Consider the following 17,008-nt stretch of genomic DNA (forward strand, 5'->3'; position numbering starts at 1 on the left):
GAGCTGAAAACATGACGAGCAGAACCACGGGCAGGCTGGCGGCCGCGCTTCTCGTTGCGGCGGCGAGCGCGAGCATGGCGGGCAGCGCCTGGGCGCAGCAGGCGAGCGGCGCCTCGGGCGGCACGGCGACCGATTTGTCGAGCGCCGGCAACACCAACGGCGGCGGCCTGCCGCAGATCGAGCAGCAAGGCGACGTTTCGTATACGTCGGGCGGCGTCGGCCTCGACGAGTCGCGCGCATTGTTGCGCGAACAGGCGCACTGGCCGCTATCGCTGCGCTTCACGGGTCCGACTTCCGATTACCTTTCGGGCGTGCATGTGCGCGTCGTCGGCGGCAAGGGCGGCGAGGTGCTGTCCACGGAATCGATGGGACCGTACATGCTCGTCAAGCTGCCGCCCGGCAACTATACGGTCTACGCGAAGTACAAGGATCAGGAGAAAAAGCAGGCCGTGACGGTCGCGGGGCCGGGCAAGGCCAAGGCGGCATTCCACTGGAACATTCAGTAAGCGCGGGCGTCGAAAGGGAAACGCCCGGGCCGTCGAAAGCGCTCACGCAGGATCGGAAGTTTGTCTCATAATTAAGCCACGGGTGTCTCGATGACTCGTGGCTTTTTCTTTGGAAGCCGGTTCTTACGCGGAGGGGCAGCACGATGGGCACGGAACTGAACGTCGGGCACGAAACGGCGCATCACATCGAGATCACGCTGAACGGCCGGCGCTGCCGCGTGATCCATCAGGGCGTGACCTACGCCGATACGCACGCATCCCTCACGCTCGTCGAGCAGGGCGCGGAGAAAGTGCACTACTTCCCGCGCGCCGACGTGAACATGGCGCGCCTCGAACGCTCGATTCACACCACGCACTGCCCGACGAAGGGCCAGGCGACGCACTATCATCTGCTGACCGAAGACGGCCCGGTCGAGAACGCCGCGTGGAGCTACGAAGCGCCGCTCGACGCCGCCGCGAAAATCAAGGGCTATCTCGCGTTCTACGGTTCGCGCGTCGATCGCATCGACGAGACTTCCTAGGCGCGCATCCGAACAGACACCTTACATCCGCTCCGCCATAACGAACGCATGCGATCCTTGTCCCGGAGGCTCGAATGGAAGTCACCGATGCGCTGTGCGTTCCGCTCGATTGCGCGCACGTCCGCGAGGCGCTCTCCGATCTCGCGTTGCTGCGCGCGAGCCTCGACAATTGCGAATCGTTTACGCGCACGCCCAACGGCGAGTATGTCCTCACGCTGATCGTGCCGCTCGGCGCGCTGCGGGCGCGCTACGAAATTCGCGCGCACGCCGCCGGGCGCACGCGACAGGCGGCGCATGAAGAAGGCGAAAGCGACGCGTCGCACGACGGCGCGTACGCGCGCACGCTGAGCTTCAAGGCGCGCGGCGAAGGCGTCGGCTCATTGCGCGGGCAGATCGCGGTCGCGCTCAATCCCGATGACGACGGCGCCGCGACGTGGATCGAATACACCGTCTGGGCGACGGTCTCGGGACCGCTCGCCGGCTTGCCCGCGCGTCAGATCGAAAACGCGCTTCGTGAAGGCGCCGACGATTTCTTCGCCGAGTTCTGCGAAGTGGTGCGTGCGAAGCACGGCTTGCCGTCGATGCGCGCGGCAGGCGCAAGCGCCGAGCGCCGGCATGTGTTCTTGCGGCCGGGCGCGATGTCGGCGGCGTTCTCGCGTCGCTCGGGCGCGATGCGCGGGCATTCCGCCGACGCCCACGCGAGCGGCGTGCTGCGGCATCGGCTGCACGGACACGGATTCGTGCACAACGACCGCGATCATTCCCACGATCCGCATCCGCTCGGCCTGCCGATATGGGCGTGGGCGGCGATGCTCGTGTGCATCGCGCTGTTCGCGTATTTCGCGCAGCGCATCGGTTCGCAATAGACGGCGCGAATCAGGCGCTCGCGGGCATCAGCAGCGACGGGCTGCAGCGCAATGCGTCGAAGCATGCGTCGATGAGCGCTTCGGCGTCGCGTTCCGGATGAACGATGTCGGGCAGCATCAGCGAATCGTGCAGGATGCCCGTGAAGAGACAGTGGAGCATGGTCATCGCGCGGCGCGTGTCGAGCGTCGCCGGAAGCTGCTTCTTTTCGACGGCGTTGCGCAGCGCGCGCTCGATGCGCTCCATGCCGTCGCGCATGTTGTTCTGATGCCGCTCGCGCACCGGCCCCATTTCCTCGACGAATTCGCATTTCATGAAGAGGATGTCGAAGACGCGGCGCCGCTGCTCGTCGGTCGTGATGTTGCGCATGCACCAGACGAAGAGTTCATGCAAACGCGCGAGCGGGTCTTCCTCCTTGCCGTCCAGCGTGGATTCCACGAGTTCGTCGAGCGGCAAAAGGCTGCGGTCGAACATCGCGTTGAAGAGATCGCCCTTGTTGGCGAAATGCCAGTAGATCGCGCCGCGCGTGACGCCCGCCGCCTGCGCGATGTCCGCGAGCGTCGTGCGCGATACCCCTTTTTCGTAGAAGACGCGCTCGGCCGCGTCGAGTACGCGGTTGCGCGTCAACTGCGCTTCTTCCTTGGTTCGTCTGACCATATCCTGCGGCCGGTGGCCGTCTGCTCCTGCTACTGCCGTTTGTAAGCCGCTCTGTGGACGACTCTGTCGAAGGTTCGTCGAACGTAATCGATTCCCCGGAGCGGTTTCTTCTCATCGCCAATGGGGAGAAACACGTACGGTTTTTTACATTCATTCGTGAATGTATATACAATACCACCCGTTTACGAATATTCACAAATTCATCCGGCGGGCGGATTTCGCATAAGCTTGCGTTTCCATTGCCCGTTCTGGCCGTCCTGTGGCCACGGGCGACGCCTCCGAGCGTCGCGCACGGGTATGAGGCGTCACGCGCAGGCTGGCGTCGCCGCTCACTCGCCGGACAAGTTGGTGTATTCACAGCGTCCCGAAGGACGCTCGTGCGCGGCGTTGCCCGGGGAAGGCCGCCGCGTGCCCAAACTTCACTCTCAGTCTTAGACAGAGGTCGCTCCATGCGCGTCGAACGGGTTCCACTCCGCTTAATCACCGCCGCGACGGCTGCCGTGTTCCTGGCAGCGTGCGGGCAAAAACAATCAGCGCCTCCGCCGCAAACGCCCGAAGTGGGTATCGTCACCGTGCAGCCGACGAGCGTGCCGGTCATCGTCGATTTGCCGGGCCGCACCAACGCCTATCTGGTCGCGCAAGTGCGCGCACGGGTCGATGGCATCGTGCTGCGCCGCGAGTTCACTGAAGGCTCCGAGGTCAAGGCCGGTCAGCGTCTCTACAAGATCGATCCGGCGCCGTACATCGCCGCGCTGAACAACGCCAAGGCGACGCTCGCGAAGGCGCAGGCGAACGTCGCGTCGCAGAATGCGCTCGTCGCGCGCTACAAGATCCTCGTCGCGGCCAATGCCGTGTCGAAGCAGGATTACGACAACGCCGTCGCGGCGCAAGGCCAGGCCGTCGCGGATGTCGCCGCGGGCAAAGCATCGGTCGATACCGCGCAGATCAACTTGGGCTACACCGACGTCGTCTCGCCGATCACCGGCCGCACCGGTCTCTCGCAGGTCACGCCGGGCGCCTACGTTCAGGCGAGCGCCGCGACGCTGCTCACGACCGTGCAGCAGCTCGATCCGATCTACGTCGATCTGACGCAATCGAGCGTCGAAGGCTTGCGCCTGCGCCGTCAGATTCAGGAAGGCCGTCTGCAGACCGAAGGCATCCACGCCGCGAAGGTCACGCTCCAGCTCGAAGACGGCCGCACGTACACCGAGCAGGGCAAGCTGCAGTTCTCCGACGTGAGCGTCGACCAGAGCACCGGTTCGGTGACGGTGCGCGCGATCTTCCAGAACAAGGACCGCGTGCTTCTGCCGGGCATGTTCGTGCGCGCGCGGATTCAGGAAGGCACGAACGACCACGCGCTCGTCGTGCCGCAGATCGGCGTCACGCATGACCAGAAGGGCACGCCGACCGCGCTCGTCGTCAACAAGGACAACAAGGTGGAACTGCGCCAGCTCGTCACGGGCAGCACGTTCGGCAACAACTGGGTGGTCGACAGCGGCCTGAACCCGGGCGACCGCGTGATCGTGAACGGCGTGGAGAAGGCGAAGCCCGGCATGCAGGTGAAGCCGGTCGACGCGAAATTCCCGTATCCCGTAGCCGGCGCATCGGATGCGCAGGCGGCATCGGCGCCGGCCGGTGCCAGCGGCGCGAGCGCTGCCAGCGGTCCGCAAGCCGCATCGGCCGCCTCCGCTGCATCGGGCGCGCAATAAAAGGGAGCCTGTTACATGGCAAAGTTTTTTATCGATCGACCGATCTTCGCGTGGGTGATCGCGATCATCCTGATGCTGGCGGGGATGGCGTCGATCTTCACGCTGCCGGTCGCGCAGTATCCGACGATCGCGCCGCCTGCGATCCAGATCAGCGCGACGTATCCGGGCGCATCCGCGAGCACCGTCGAAAACACGGTGACGCAGGTGATCGAGCAGCAGATGACCGGCCTCGACCACTTGCTGTACCTGTCGTCGACGTCCGATGACTCGGGCACGGCCACCGTCACGCTGACGTTCGCGGCGGGCACGAACCCGGACATCGCGCAGGTGCAGGTGCAGAACAAGCTGCAGCTCGCGACGCCGCTGCTTCCGCAAGTCGTGCAGCAGTTGGGCACGAAGGTCACGAAGTCGAGTTCGAGCTTCCTGCTCGTGCTCGCGTTCGTGTCCGAAGACGGCAGCATGAGCAAGTACGACCTCGCGAACTACGTGGCGTCGAACGTGGCGGATCCGCTCTCGCGTATCGACGGCGTCGGTACGACGACGCTGTTCGGCTCGCAGTACGCGATGCGCGTCTGGCTCGATGCGACCAAGCTCACGAACTTCGCGCTCACGCCTGTCGACGTGAAGAACGCGATCACGAACCAGAACGTGCAGGTGGCGGCGGGTGCGCTCGGCGGCACGCCGGCGGTGCCGGGGCAGATGCTCCAGGCGACCATCACGGAAGCGACGCTGCTGCGCACGCCCGAGCAGTTCGGCAACATCCTGCTGAAAGTGAATCAGGACGGCTCGCGCGTGTTGCTGAAGGATGTCGCGCGGATCGAGCTCGGCGGCGAAAACTACAACTTCGATACGAAGTACAACGGACAGCCGACGGCCGGCTTCGGTATCCAGCTCGCGACGGGCGCGAACGCGCTCCAGACCGCGAAACTGGTCCGCCAGAAGATCGACGATCTGTCGAAATACTTCCCGCATGGACTGGTGGTGAAGTATCCGTATGACACGACGCCGTTCGTGCGACTGTCGATCGAGGAAGTGGTCAAGACGCTGATCGAAGGCATCGTGCTCGTGTTCCTCGTGATGTATCTGTTCCTGCAGAACCTGCGGGCGACGATCATCCCGACGATCGCGGTGCCGGTCGTTCTGCTCGGCACGTTCGCGATCATGTCGGCGGTGGGCTTCTCGATCAACGTGCTGTCGATGTTCGGCCTCGTGCTCGCGATCGGCCTGCTCGTCGACGATGCGATCGTGGTCGTGGAGAACGTCGAGCGGGTGATGTCGGAGGAGCATTTACCGCCGCGCGAAGCGACCCGCAAGGCGATGGGGCAGATCACCGGCGCGCTGGTCGGCGTGGCGCTCGTGCTGTCGGCGGTGTTCGTGCCGGTGGCCTTCTCCGGCGGCTCGGTCGGCGCGATCTACCGTCAGTTCTCGCTGACGATCGTCGCGGCGATGGTGCTGTCCGTCATGGTCGCGCTGATTCTCACGCCGGCGCTGTGCGCGACGATCCTGAAGCCGCATCCGGAAGGGCACGAGCCCGAGAAGAAGGGCTTCTTCGGCTGGTTCAACCGCACGTTCAACAAGAGTCAGGAGAAGTATCACAGCGGCGTGCAGCACGTCATTCGCCGCTCGGGACGCTGGCTCATCATCTATATCGTCGTGATCGTCGCGGTGGGCATGCTGTTCCTGCGTCTGCCGAAGTCGTTCCTGCCCGATGAAGACCAGGGCACGATGTTCGTGCTCGTGAACGCGCCGTCCGGCTCCACGCAGGAGTACACCGCGCACGTTCTGAAGGACGTGCAGGACTATCTGCTGAAGGACGAGAAATCGATCGTCGAATCGGTCTTCACGGTGAACGGCTTCTCGTTCGCGGGCCGCGGCCAGAACTCCGGCCTCGTGTTCGTGCGGATGAAGGACTACGCGGAACGTCAGCACAGCGACCAGAAGGTGCAGGCGCTCGTCGGACGCATGTTCATGCACTTCGCGCCTTACAAGGACGCGATGATCTTCCCGGTCAATCCGCCTTCGATTCCGGAACTCGGCACGGCGGCGGGCTTCGACTTCGAGCTGCAGGATCGCGGCGGCCTCGGCCACGCGAAGCTGATGGAAGCGCGCAACATGCTGCTCGGCATGGCCGCGAAGGATCCGACGCTCGCACAGGTGCGTCCGAACGGCCTGAACGACACCCCGCAGTTCAAGGTGAATGTCGATCGCGAGAAGGCGAGCGCGCTCGGCATCGCCGTATCGGACATCGATCAGACATTCTCGATCGCGTGGGCGTCGCAGTACGTGAACAACTTCCTCGACGTCGACAACCGGATCAAGAAAGTCTACGTGCAGGGCGATGGTCCGTTCCGCATGAACCCGGACGACCTGAACAAGTGGTACGTGCGCAATGGCGCCGGAACGATGGTGCCGTTCGGCGCCTTCGCGACGGGCAACTGGACCTACGGTTCGCCGAAGCTCGAACGCTACAACGGCATTTCGGCGGTGGAAATCCAGGGCGCGGCGGCGGCGGGCAAGTCGACCGGCCAGGCGATGACCGCGATGGAAGCGATCGCGGCGAAGCTGCCGGCGGGCATCGGCTACGAATGGACGGGCCTTTCCTATCAGGAACGCCAGTCGGGTTCGCAGGCGCCGATTCTCTACGGCATCTCGATCCTCGTCGTGTTCCTGTGTCTCGCGGCGCTGTATGAAAGCTGGTCGATTCCGTTCTCGGTCATCATGGTCGTGCCGCTCGGCGTGCTCGGCGCGCTGCTCGCGGCGACGCTGCGCGGTCTGGAAAACGACGTGTTCTTCCAGGTCGGCCTGTTGACGACGGTGGGTCTGTCGGCGAAGAACGCGATTCTGATCGTGGAATTCGCGCGCGAGTTGCGGATGCAGGGCATGTCGACGGTCGAAGCGGCGATGGAAGCGGCGCGCCTGCGGTTGCGCCCGATCCTGATGACCTCGCTCGCGTTCATTCTCGGCGTGATGCCGCTCGCGATCAGTAACGGCGCGGGCTCGGCGAGCCAGCACGCGATCGGCACCGGCGTGATCGGCGGCATGTTGACCGCGACCTTCCTCGCCATCTTCATGATTCCGATGTTCTTCGTCGTTATCAGCAAGTTCAGCAAGAGCAAGGACGTGCCGGCGCCGGGTTCGTCGGGCGACATCGAAGGCACGAACGGTAAGGAAGGACACTGAGATGCTTAAACATTCCTTGATCGCGGCCGCCGTGGCGGTATTCGCCGCGGGCTGCACGCTCCAGCCGAAGTACGAGCGTCCGCCCGAGCCCGTCACGCAGACGTTTCCGGAAGGCGGCGTGTACGCGCACCAGCCGGATGCGAGTTCGAGCGCGAGCAACGGCCGCACGGCGAACGGCCAGAGCGCGCCGGACATCGGCTGGCGCGATTTCTTCGCCGATGCGCGCCTGCAGAAGATCGTCGAGCTCGCGCTGAAGAACAATCGCGACCTGCGCGTCTCGGTGCTCAACGTCGATGCGGCGCGCGCGCAGTATCAGATCACGCGCGCGGGTCTGTTCCCGACGCTCGATGCGGCCGCGTCGCAGACGAAGCAGCGCACGCCGAAGAATCTGTCGTTCTTCGGTAACACGATCTCGAACGAGTATTCGGTCGGCCTGAATGCGTCGTGGGAAATCGACTTCTTCGGGCGCATCCGCAGCCTGAAGGATCAGGCGCTCGCGCAATATCTGTCGACGGCGGAATCGCGCAAGGCGGCGGAGATCTCGCTGGTGTCGTCGGTGGCGGACCAGTATCTGACGATGCTCGCCTACGACGATCAACTCGTCGTCACGCAGAACACGCTCAAGACGGCGCAGGAGTCGTTCCGCATCACCAAGCTGCAATACGAGAACGGCACCGGCACCGAACTCGATCTGCGTCAGTCCGAAGGCGTGGTCGAGGAAGCGCAGGCGAATCTGCAGACGCAGTCGCGTTTGCGCGCGCAGGCGGAAAACGCGCTCGTGCTGCTCGTCGGGGAGCCGTTGCCTGCGGATTTGCCGGCCGGCATGCCGCTCGATACGCAGAATCTGCTCTCCGACATTCCCGCGGGTCTGCCGTCCGATCTGCTGACGCGCCGTCCCGATATCGCGGCGGCGGAGCAGTCGCTGCTCGCGGCCAACGCGAATATCGGCGCGGCGCGCGCGGCGTTCTTTCCGCGCGTCTCGCTGACGGGCAGCTTCGGCACGCTGTCGCCGACGCTCGGCGGCCTGTTCAAGCCGGGGTCGGCTGCGTGGTCGTTCGCGCCGCAGATCACGGTGCCGATCTTCGAGGGCGGCCAGAACAAGGCCAATCTCGATCTGGCGAACGTGCAGAAGCGCATCGAGATCGCCAACTACGAGAAGGCGATCCAGACCGCGTTCCGCGAAGTCGCGGACGGCCTCGCCGCGCGCGGCACCTTCGACGAGCAGATCAAGGCGCTCGAGCGCTTCGTCAATTCGCAGAGCCGGCGTCTGGAGCTGTCGGACCTGCGCTATCGCAATGGCGTGGACAGCTATCTGTCGGTGCTGACCGCGCAGACGGCGCTTTACGAAGCGCAGCAGCTGCTCATCACGGCGCGGCTGAATCGACTGACGAACCTCGTCGATCTGTATCAGTTCATGGGCGGCGGATGGATCGAGCGTTCCGGCGACGCGCCGCGTCCCGCCGATGCGCCCGTCGACTACGGCTCGCAAGGCGCGCCGCAAGCAGCCTCGGCGCCCGCGGCGAGCTGATTCGCCTAAAACCGTCGCACTCGAAGCCCGGCCGCGCGCCGGGCTTTTTTTCGCGCTTTCGAACTTGTTCCACATCGTTTTGCATCGATGTCTGTGTGATGCAACAGACTTGGCACATTGTTTCAGTTGCCATCAAAGATCCACACATCTGCCTACTCTTTAGTCTTCCTCACTGCGCGCGATAACTATAATCGGCTGCTTGCCGCAGTCGTGACGGCGCGATCCGTTCCATCGATCGTTCGAAAAAGTCGTTGACGAAGCTCGCCGCGAGCGTCGCATACATTCAGTTATCCCAAAAATATGGCCGCATTTCTTCCGAAAGCGGCCAGCCCCATCCAAGGCGCGCGGGCCGCACGAATGCCCCGGTCGCCGCGGTCAGCGACTTTCGCATCGCACGACAGCACATTGCGCGCGGCTCGCGGTCAACGCGAAGACGCGCGCCTTTCATTGTCAGTAACCTCAGAGGTCTCGCGTTCCATGCGTCTCATACGGATTCCATACCGCCTCATCGGTGTCACGACGGCCGCCTTGCTGGCAGCCGGTTGCGGAGAGAAGCATCCCGCGATGGCGCCGCACACGCCGGAAGTCGGCGTTGTCATCGTCGAGCCGGCCGCTGTGCCGGTCACGACAGAACTCTCGGGCCGCACGAGCGCCTTTCTCGATGCCCAGGTGCGTGCGCGCGTCGATGGCATCGTGCTGCGCCGCGAATTCACGGAAGGCAGCCTCGTCAAGGCCGGGCAACGCCTTTACAAGATCGATCCGGCGCCGTATATCGCGCAACTGAACAACGCGAAGGCGTCGTTCGCGAAGGCCCATGCGAATCTCGTCTCGACCGCGGCGCAGGCCGAGCGCTACAAGGTGCTCGTCGCGTCGAACGCGGTCAGCAAGCAGGACTACGACAACGCCGTGGCGGCGCAAGGCCAGGCCGAAGCCGATGTCGCGTCGGCCAAAGCCGCGATCGACACCGCGCAGATCAAGCTTGGCTATACCGACGTCACGTCGCCGGTCGCGGGTCAGGCCGGCATTTCCCAGGTCACGCCGGGCGCATACGTGCAGGCGGCGCAGGCGACGCTGATGGTCACCGTCCAGCAGCTCGACCCGATGTACGTCGATCTCACGCAATCGAGTCTCGACGGTCTCAAGCTGCGCCGTCAGATTCAGGAAGGGCGTCTTTCGACCAACGGCCCGAACGCGGCGAAGGTCACGCTGATTCTCGAAGACGGCCGTGAGTATCCGGAGCAGGGCAAGCTGCAATTCAGCGATGTGAGCGTCGATCCGTCGACCGGATCGGTGACGCTGCGCGCGATCTTCATGAACAAGGACCGGGTGCTGCTGCCGGGCATGTTCGTGCGCGCGCGCATCGAGCAAGGCGTGAATCCGAAGGCGCTCGTCGTGCCGGTGCAGGGCATCACGCACGATCAGAAAGGCACCGCGCTCGCGATGGTCGTCGGCAAGGACAACAAGGTCGCGATGCGCCCGCTCGTCACCTCCGGCACGCTCGGCCAGAGCTGGATCGTCGACAGCGGTCTGAACGCGGGCGATCGCGTGATCGTCGAGGGCATCGATCACGTGCGTCCGGGCATGGAAGTGAAGGCCGTGCCCGCGCGTCAGCCCGAAGCGAAAGCCGACGCTAAAGCCGAAGCGAAAGCCGACGCAACGGCCGCCTCCGGCGCGTAAGGACGGGAGACACGTCCATGGCCAAGTTCTTTATCGATCGCCCGATTTTCGCGTGGGTGATCGCCATCATTCTGATGCTCGCGGGTCTCGCGTCGGTGACGACGCTGCCCGTCGCGCAATATCCGACCATCGCGCCGCCCGCGATCCAGATTTCCGCGAACTATCCGGGCGCATCCGCTCAGACCGTCGAAAACACCGTCACGCAGGTGATCGAGCAGCAGATGAGCGGTCTCGACCATCTGCTGTATCTGTCCTCGACCTCCGATGACAGCGGCACCGCCACCGTCACGCTGACGTTCGCGGCCGGCACCAATGCCGACATCGCGCAGGTTCAGGTGCAGAACAAGCTGCAATTGGCCACGCCCAATCTGCCGGCCGTCGTGCAGCAGCTCGGCATCAGCGTGACCAAGTCGAGCAGCAGCTTCCTGCTCGTGCTGGCGTTCGTGTCCGAAGACGGCAGCATGAGCCGCGAAGACCTCGCGAACTACGTGGCGTCGCACGTGCAGGATCCGATCGGCCGGCTGAACGGCGTCGGCACCGTCACGCTCTTCGGCTCGCAGTACGCGATGCGAATTTGGCTCGATCCGAACAAGCTGACCAAATTCAGCCTGACGCCGGTCGACGTGCAGAACGCGCTGACTTCGCAGAACGTGCAGGTCGCGGGCGGCCAGCTCGGCGGCGTGCCCGCGGTGCCGGGTCAGTCGATGCAGGCGACCATCACCGAAGCGACGCTGCTGCGCACACCGGAGCAGTTCGGCAACGTGCTGCTGAAGGTGAATCAGGACGGCTCGCAGGTGCGTATCCGCGACGTGGCGCGCGTCGGTCTCGGCGGCGAGAACTACAACTTCGAGACGCAGTACAACGGCCGTCCGGCTGCCGGATTCGGCATTCAGCTCGCGACCGGCGCGAACGCGCTCGCCACCGCGAATCTGGTGCGCGCGAAAGTCGACGAGCTCGCGAAGTTCTTCCCGCACGGTCTCGTCGTGAAGTATCCGTACGACACCACGCCGTTCGTGAAGCAGTCGATCGCCGACGTCGTCAAGACGCTCATCGAGGCCATCGTGCTGGTGTTCCTCGTGATGTACCTGTTCCTGCAGAACCTGCGCGCGACGCTCATTCCGACCATCGCCGTGCCGGTCGTGCTGCTCGGCACCTTCGCGATCATGGCGGCGGCGGGCTTCTCCATCAACACGCTGTCGATGTTCGGGCTCGTGCTCGCCATCGGCTTGCTGGTGGACGACGCGATCGTGGTCGTCGAAAACGTCGAGCGCGTGATGACCGAAGAGGGACTGTCGCCGAAGGAAGCCACGAAGAAGGCGATGAGTCAGATCACCGGCGCGCTCGTCGGCGTGGCGCTCGTGCTCGCGGCGGTGTTCGTGCCGGTGGCGTTCACGGGCGGCTCGGTCGGCGCGATCTATCGCCAGTTCTCGCTGACGATCGTCTCGGCGATGGGTCTCTCGGTGCTCACCGCGATGGTGCTCACCCCTGCGCTGTGCGCAACGATGCTCAAGCCGCACCCGGAAGGCCACACGGAAAAGACGACCGGCTTCTTCGGCTGGTTCAACCGCACGTTCGCGAAGAGCCAGGCGAAGTATCACGGCGGCGTGGCGCATGTCATCAGGCGTTCGGGGCGCTGGCTCGTCATCTATGTGGTGATCATCGTGGCGGTCGGCATGTTGTTCGCGCGTTTGCCGAAGGCGTTCCTGCCCGATGAAGACCAGGGCACGATGTTCGTGCTGGTGGCGACGCCCGCCGGCTCCACGCAGGAGATGACGCAGCGCGCGCTGGACGATGTCGCGGGCCATCTGCTGAAGAAGGAAAGCGCGCTCGTCGAGTCGGTGTTCACCGTGAACGGTTACAGCTTTGCCGGTCATGGCCAGAACTCGGGTCTCATCTTCGTGCGGCTGAAGGACTTCGCCCAGCGCACGAGCGCCAACCAGAAGGTGCAAGCGCTGGTGGGCCGCACGTACGGCGCGTTCGCGGGCTACAAGAACGCGCTCGTGTTTCCGGTGAATCCGCCGTCGATTCCGGAACTGGGCACGGCGTCGGGCTTCGACTTCGAACTTCAGGATCGCGCCGGTCTCGGCCACGAAAAGCTGATGCAGGCGCGCGCGATGCTCCTCGGCATGGCCGCGAAGGACGAGACGCTCGCGCAGGTCCGGCCGAACGGCCTGAACGACGCGCCGCAGTTCAAGGTGAACATCGACCGTCAGAAGGCGCTGGCGCAGGGCGTCGATCCGTCGAGCATCGACCAGACGTTCTCGATCGCGTGGGCGTCGAAGTACGTGAACAACTTCCTCGATACGGACAGCCGCATCAAGAAGGTGTACATGCAGAGCGATGCGCCGTTCCGCATGTCGCCGGAGAACATCAACAGCTGGTACGTACGCAACGCGTCGGGCTCGATGGTGCCGTTCTCGTCGTTCGCGACGACCGAATGGAGCTACGGCTCGCCCAAGCTCGAACGCTACAACGGCCTGTCGTCGATCGAAATCCAGGGTGTCGCGAAGCCGGGCAAATCCACCGGCGAGGCGATGGCCGCGATGGAAGCGCTCGCGGCGAAGCTGCCCGCGGGCATCGGCTACGAATGGACGGGGCTGTCGTATCAGCAGATCCAGTCCGGCTCGCAGGCGCCGATTCTTTACGGCATCTCGATCCTCGTCGTGTTCCTGTGTCTCGCGGCGCTGTACGAGAGCTGGTCGATTCCTTTCTCCGTGATCATGGTCGTGCCGCTCGGCGTGGTCGGCGCACTGCTCGCCGTGTCGCTGCGCGGACTGGAGAACGACGTGTTCTTCCAGGTCGGCTTGCTCACGACAGTGGGCTTGTCGGCGAAGAACGCGATTCTGATCGTCGAGTTCGCCCGCGATCTGCAGCTCTCGCAAAAGATGGGGCCGATCGAAGCGGCGCTCGAAGCGGCGCGCCTGCGCCTGCGTCCGATTCTCATGACATCGCTCGCGTTCATTCTCGGCACGATGCCGCTCGCGATCAGCAACGGCGCGGGCTCGGGCAGCCAGCACGCGATCGGCACGGGCGTGATCGGCGGCATGGTGACCGCGACTTTCCTCGCCATTTTCATGGTGCCGATGTTCTTCGTCGTGGTGCGCTCGCGTTTCGGCGGCGACAAGGAGGACACGGATGCCGCGCTCGCGCGTTACGAAGCGCAGCGGCGCGCGCAACAGGGCAACGAAGGACACTGACATGCGTAGACTTTCCTTGATTGCAATGGCCGTCGCCGTACTGGCGACCGGCTGCACGATGGCGCCGAAGTACGAACGCCCCGCCGCGCCGGTGTCGGCGAATTTTCCGGCGCAGGGCGTCTACGCGACGCAGCCGGTCGCGACGCCGGACGGCGCACGCAGCGCGAACGGCGTGGCCGCGGCCGATATCGGCTGGCGCGATTTCTTCGTCGATGCGCGTTTGCAGCGGCTCATCGACATCGCGTTGAAGAACAACCGTGACTTGCGCGTCGCGATGCTCAACGTGCAGGCCGCGCAGGCGCAGTATCAGGTCGTCACGACGCTTCTGCTTCCGTCCATCACCGCCGTGGGCGCGCAGTCGAAAACGCGCAAGCCCGACAATCTGTCGTTCTTGAATCAGACCATCTCGAATACCTACACGGTGGGCCTGAATGCGTCGTGGGAGATCGACCTGTTCGGTCGGGTGCAGAGCATGCGGAATCAGGCGCTCGCGAAATATTTCGCGACTGCCTATGCGCGCAAGGCTGCGGAGATTTCGCTCGTCTCGCAAGTGGCGGCGCAGTACCTTCAGGTCTTGCAGACGGACGACCTGCTGAAGGTGACGCATCAGACGCTGGCCAGCGCGAGCGAATCGTACCGGATCGTCAAGCTGCAATTCGACAACGGCGCCGCGTCGGAGCTGGACGTGAGCCAGGCGCAAACGGTGATGGAAGGCGCGGCGGCGAATCTGCAGGCGCAGGAGCGCGCGCGGGCGCAGGCCGTCAATGCGCTCGTGTTGCTGCTCGGCGAGCCGGTGCCCGACGATCTGCCGGGCGGCATGCCGCTCGACGGTCAAGACCTGCTCGCGGACATTCCTGCGGGTCTGCCGTCGGATTTGCTGCTGCGGCGGCCGGACATCATGGAGGCCGAACAGAATCTGCTCGCGGCGAATGCGAACATCGGCGCGGCGCGCGCAGCGTTCTTTCCCAACATTTCGCTGACCGGCATGCTCGGCACACTGAGCCCGACGCTCGGTGGTCTGTTCAAAGCGGGGTCGGCGGGATGGAGCTTTGCGCCGACCATCACCTTGCCGATCTACGGCGATCAGTTCGCGAATCTCGAGTACGCGAATATCCAGAAGAAGATCGAGATCGCCAATTACGAGAAGGCGATTCAATCCGCGTTCAAGGATGTCGCCGATGGTCTCGCCGCGCGCGGCACCTACGATCAGCAGATCGCCGCGCTCGTGCGCGATACGGCCGCGCAGCAACGCCGGCTGGAGTTGTCGACGCTGCGATACAAGCAGGGCGTCGACAGCTATCTCGGCGTGCTGACCGCGCAGCAGGATCTGTATTCGGCGCAGCAGACGCTGATTGCCGCGCGCACGCAGCGGTTGGCGAATCTCGTGACGTTGTATCAGGCGCTGGGAGGCGGGTGGATCGAGCGGACGGGCGATGCGCCGCGGGCGGCGGATGCGGGCTGACGCGGGGCCCTCGCTTCGATAAACAAAAAAACGCCGCGGCTCCCGCCGCGGCGCTCAACGCAAGCACAGCCCAAACTCCTCAGTGCGCGTCGCCCGCATGGGCCGCGCCTTCGAACTCATGCGCGGCTTCACGCGCATCGCGTTCGGCATCGCGTTCCTTGCGCACGCCGTTGAACACGATGTTCAACACCACCGCCGACACCGACGCCAGCAGAATCCCGCTGTGAAGGATCGGCTCCAGCGCGTGCGGCAGTTGCGTGAAGAACTTCGGCGCGACGACCGGCACCATGCCCATCCCGACGCTCACCGCGACGATGAACAGGTTGTGCTGATTCTTCGAGAAGTCCACGCGCGACAGCGTCTTGATGCCGTTCGCCGCGACCATGCCGAACATCACGATGCCCGCGCCGCCGAGCACGAACGGCGGCACCGACGCCACCACCTGCGCCATTTTCGGAAAGAGGCCGAGCACGACGAGAATCACGCCGCCTGTCGCGCAGACGAAGCGGCTCTTCACGCCCGTCACGCCGATCAAACCGACGTTCTGCGAAAACGACGTATGCGGGAACGAGTTGAAGATGCCGCCGATCAGCGTGCCGAGACCGTCGACACGCAAGCCGCGCACGAGCGCCTTCTGGTCGACCGGACGCTCGACGAGATCGCCGACCGCGAGGAACATGCCCGTTGATTCGATGAACGTCACGAACATGACGATGACCATCGTCGCGACGGAGAGCGCATCGAAATGCGGCATGCCGAAGTGGAACGGCAGCACGATGCCGACCCACGGCGCGTGCGCGACGCCGTCCATGTCGACGCGGCCGAGCATCGCGGCGATCACGAAGCCGACGACGATCCCGAGCAGCACCGAAATATTCGCGATGAAACCTCGCGCGAACTTGTTGATGAGCAGAATCAGCGACAACACGACGAGCGACAGCAGCAGGAAGACCGGATTGCCGTAGTCGGGATTGCCGATGCCGCCCGCCGCCCAGTTGATGCCCACGCCCATCAGCGAGAGGCCGATCACCGCGATCACCGTGCCGACCACGACCGGCGGGAAGAAGCGCAGGAGCTTGCCGATCATCGGCGCGAGGACGATGCCGATCACGCCCGCCGCGATGGTCGCGCCGAACACGTCGAGAATGCCGAGCGAAGGATTCGTGCCGATCGCGACCATCGGGCCGACGGCGGCGAAGGTGCAGCCCATGATGACGGGCAGGCGAATGCCGAAGATCCACAGGCCGAGCGTCTGGATCAGCGTGGCGACGCCGCACGAGAACAGATCCGCGCTGATGAGAAACGCGACCTGATCTTTCGGCAGGCCCATCGCGGCGCCGAGGATCAGCGGCACCGCCACCGCGCCCGCGTACATCACCAGAACGTGCTGGATGCCGAGCGTCAGCAGTTGACCGGCGGGGAGCCGTTCGTCGCACGGATGCACCGACGGGTTCACCGAACTTGAAGCCATGTCTCTCTCCTATGTCTACTTCCATTTGAATGGCCTCCAAGTTAAGTGCATCGGCAACCATGAACAAGACCACGCGGCGCTATACGTCGCGTTCGCGTGCCGATATGGGTCTCGCGCGCCGCGAGCGGCGCAAACGTGCGAACGGCCCTGTCACAAGGGGTTTGACGCAAATCAAGGGAAATTCGTCGCCTGACGGAAGGCCGCGATCTTCGGACGGTCGTTATGATGTGCATCAC

11 protein-coding genes are annotated in these 17,008 nt (G+C 64.4%); 9 read left to right on the plus strand and 2 right to left on the minus strand.

What is annotated here, in order from left to right:
• The first annotated feature begins 11 nt into the window (after positions 1-11).
• The 3 genes from LDZ23_RS02330 to LDZ23_RS02340 all read left to right on the plus strand — a co-directional run bounded on the left by LDZ23_RS02330 (position 12) and on the right by LDZ23_RS02340 (position 1,893).
• Positions 12-506, plus strand: a complete 495-nt coding sequence (locus LDZ23_RS02330; RefSeq protein ID WP_008351312.1) for a hypothetical protein — start codon at positions 12-14, stop codon at positions 504-506.
• Between the two features lie 143 nt (positions 507-649).
• Positions 650-1,027: a DUF427 domain-containing protein gene (locus tag LDZ23_RS02335; RefSeq protein ID WP_008351311.1), complete on the plus strand. Its 378-nt coding sequence runs from the start codon at positions 650-652 to the stop codon at positions 1,025-1,027.
• A gap of 74 nt (positions 1,028-1,101) precedes the next feature.
• Positions 1,102-1,893, plus strand: a complete 792-nt coding sequence (locus tag LDZ23_RS02340; RefSeq protein ID WP_008351310.1) for an SRPBCC family protein — start codon at positions 1,102-1,104, stop codon at positions 1,891-1,893.
• A 10-nt stretch (positions 1,894-1,903) separates the two neighbouring features.
• Here the strand turns inward: LDZ23_RS02340 and LDZ23_RS02345 are convergent, their stop codons facing one another.
• Positions 1,904-2,548, minus strand: coding sequence for a TetR family transcriptional regulator (locus LDZ23_RS02345; protein WP_033536527.1), 645 nt, complete (start codon positions 2,546-2,548; stop codon positions 1,904-1,906).
• A gap of 449 nt (positions 2,549-2,997) precedes the next feature.
• Between LDZ23_RS02345 and LDZ23_RS02350 the strand changes: the two genes are divergently transcribed.
• From LDZ23_RS02350 to LDZ23_RS02375, 6 genes are all read left to right on the plus strand, one after another.
• On the plus strand, positions 2,998-4,257 hold the full coding sequence (locus LDZ23_RS02350; protein ID WP_244807714.1) for an efflux RND transporter periplasmic adaptor subunit: 1,260 nt from the start codon (positions 2,998-3,000) through the stop codon (positions 4,255-4,257).
• A gap of 15 nt (positions 4,258-4,272) precedes the next feature.
• Positions 4,273-7,437 carry an efflux RND transporter permease subunit gene (locus LDZ23_RS02355; protein ID WP_244807715.1) on the plus strand — a complete coding sequence of 1,055 codons (3,165 nt, stop codon included), beginning with the start codon at positions 4,273-4,275 and terminating at the stop codon, positions 7,435-7,437.
• Position 7,438: 1 nt separating this feature from the next.
• Positions 7,439-8,965 carry an efflux transporter outer membrane subunit gene (locus LDZ23_RS02360; protein ID WP_008351304.1) on the plus strand — a complete coding sequence of 509 codons (1,527 nt, stop codon included), beginning with the start codon at positions 7,439-7,441 and terminating at the stop codon, positions 8,963-8,965.
• 477 nt (positions 8,966-9,442) lie between these two features.
• Positions 9,443-10,642, plus strand: coding sequence for an efflux RND transporter periplasmic adaptor subunit (locus LDZ23_RS02365; protein WP_244807716.1), 1,200 nt, complete (start codon positions 9,443-9,445; stop codon positions 10,640-10,642).
• Between the two features lie 17 nt (positions 10,643-10,659).
• Positions 10,660-13,839 (plus strand): efflux RND transporter permease subunit, encoded by a 3,180-nt coding sequence (locus LDZ23_RS02370; RefSeq protein WP_244807717.1) that lies wholly within the window; start codon positions 10,660-10,662, stop codon positions 13,837-13,839.
• Position 13,840: 1 nt separating this feature from the next.
• Positions 13,841-15,301 (plus strand): efflux transporter outer membrane subunit, encoded by a 1,461-nt coding sequence (locus LDZ23_RS02375; RefSeq protein WP_244807718.1) that lies wholly within the window; start codon positions 13,841-13,843, stop codon positions 15,299-15,301.
• 79 nt (positions 15,302-15,380) lie between these two features.
• Here the strand turns inward: LDZ23_RS02375 and LDZ23_RS02380 are convergent, their stop codons facing one another.
• Positions 15,381-16,772 (minus strand): nucleobase:cation symporter-2 family protein, encoded by a 1,392-nt coding sequence (locus tag LDZ23_RS02380; protein ID WP_008351297.1) that lies wholly within the window; start codon positions 16,770-16,772, stop codon positions 15,381-15,383.
• Positions 16,773-17,008: the final 236 nt, after the last annotated feature.

It is taken from the genome of Caballeronia zhejiangensis (assembly GCF_022879815.1).
Lineage (GTDB): Bacteria > Pseudomonadota > Gammaproteobacteria > Burkholderiales > Burkholderiaceae > Caballeronia > Caballeronia zhejiangensis.

Bases quoted from the DNA above. Each gene is read 5' to 3' on its own strand.
- LDZ23_RS02330 (WP_008351312.1), top strand. From the start codon at position 12: ATGACGAGCAGAACCACGGGCAGGCTGGCGGCCGCGCTTCTCGTTGCG.
- LDZ23_RS02335 (WP_008351311.1), top strand. From the start codon at position 650: ATGGGCACGGAACTGAACGTCGGGCACGAAACGGCGCATCACATCGAG.
- LDZ23_RS02340 (WP_008351310.1), top strand. From the start codon at position 1,102: ATGGAAGTCACCGATGCGCTGTGCGTTCCGCTCGATTGCGCGCACGTC.
- LDZ23_RS02345 (WP_033536527.1), bottom strand. From the start codon at position 2,548: ATGGTCAGACGAACCAAGGAAGAAGCGCAGTTGACGCGCAACCGCGTA.
- LDZ23_RS02350 (WP_244807714.1), top strand. From the start codon at position 2,998: ATGCGCGTCGAACGGGTTCCACTCCGCTTAATCACCGCCGCGACGGCT.
- LDZ23_RS02355 (WP_244807715.1), top strand. From the start codon at position 4,273: ATGGCAAAGTTTTTTATCGATCGACCGATCTTCGCGTGGGTGATCGCG.
- LDZ23_RS02360 (WP_008351304.1), top strand. From the start codon at position 7,439: ATGCTTAAACATTCCTTGATCGCGGCCGCCGTGGCGGTATTCGCCGCG.
- LDZ23_RS02365 (WP_244807716.1), top strand. From the start codon at position 9,443: ATGCGTCTCATACGGATTCCATACCGCCTCATCGGTGTCACGACGGCC.
- LDZ23_RS02370 (WP_244807717.1), top strand. From the start codon at position 10,660: ATGGCCAAGTTCTTTATCGATCGCCCGATTTTCGCGTGGGTGATCGCC.
- LDZ23_RS02375 (WP_244807718.1), top strand. From the start codon at position 13,841: ATGCGTAGACTTTCCTTGATTGCAATGGCCGTCGCCGTACTGGCGACC.
- LDZ23_RS02380 (WP_008351297.1), bottom strand. From the start codon at position 16,772: ATGGCTTCAAGTTCGGTGAACCCGTCGGTGCATCCGTGCGACGAACGG.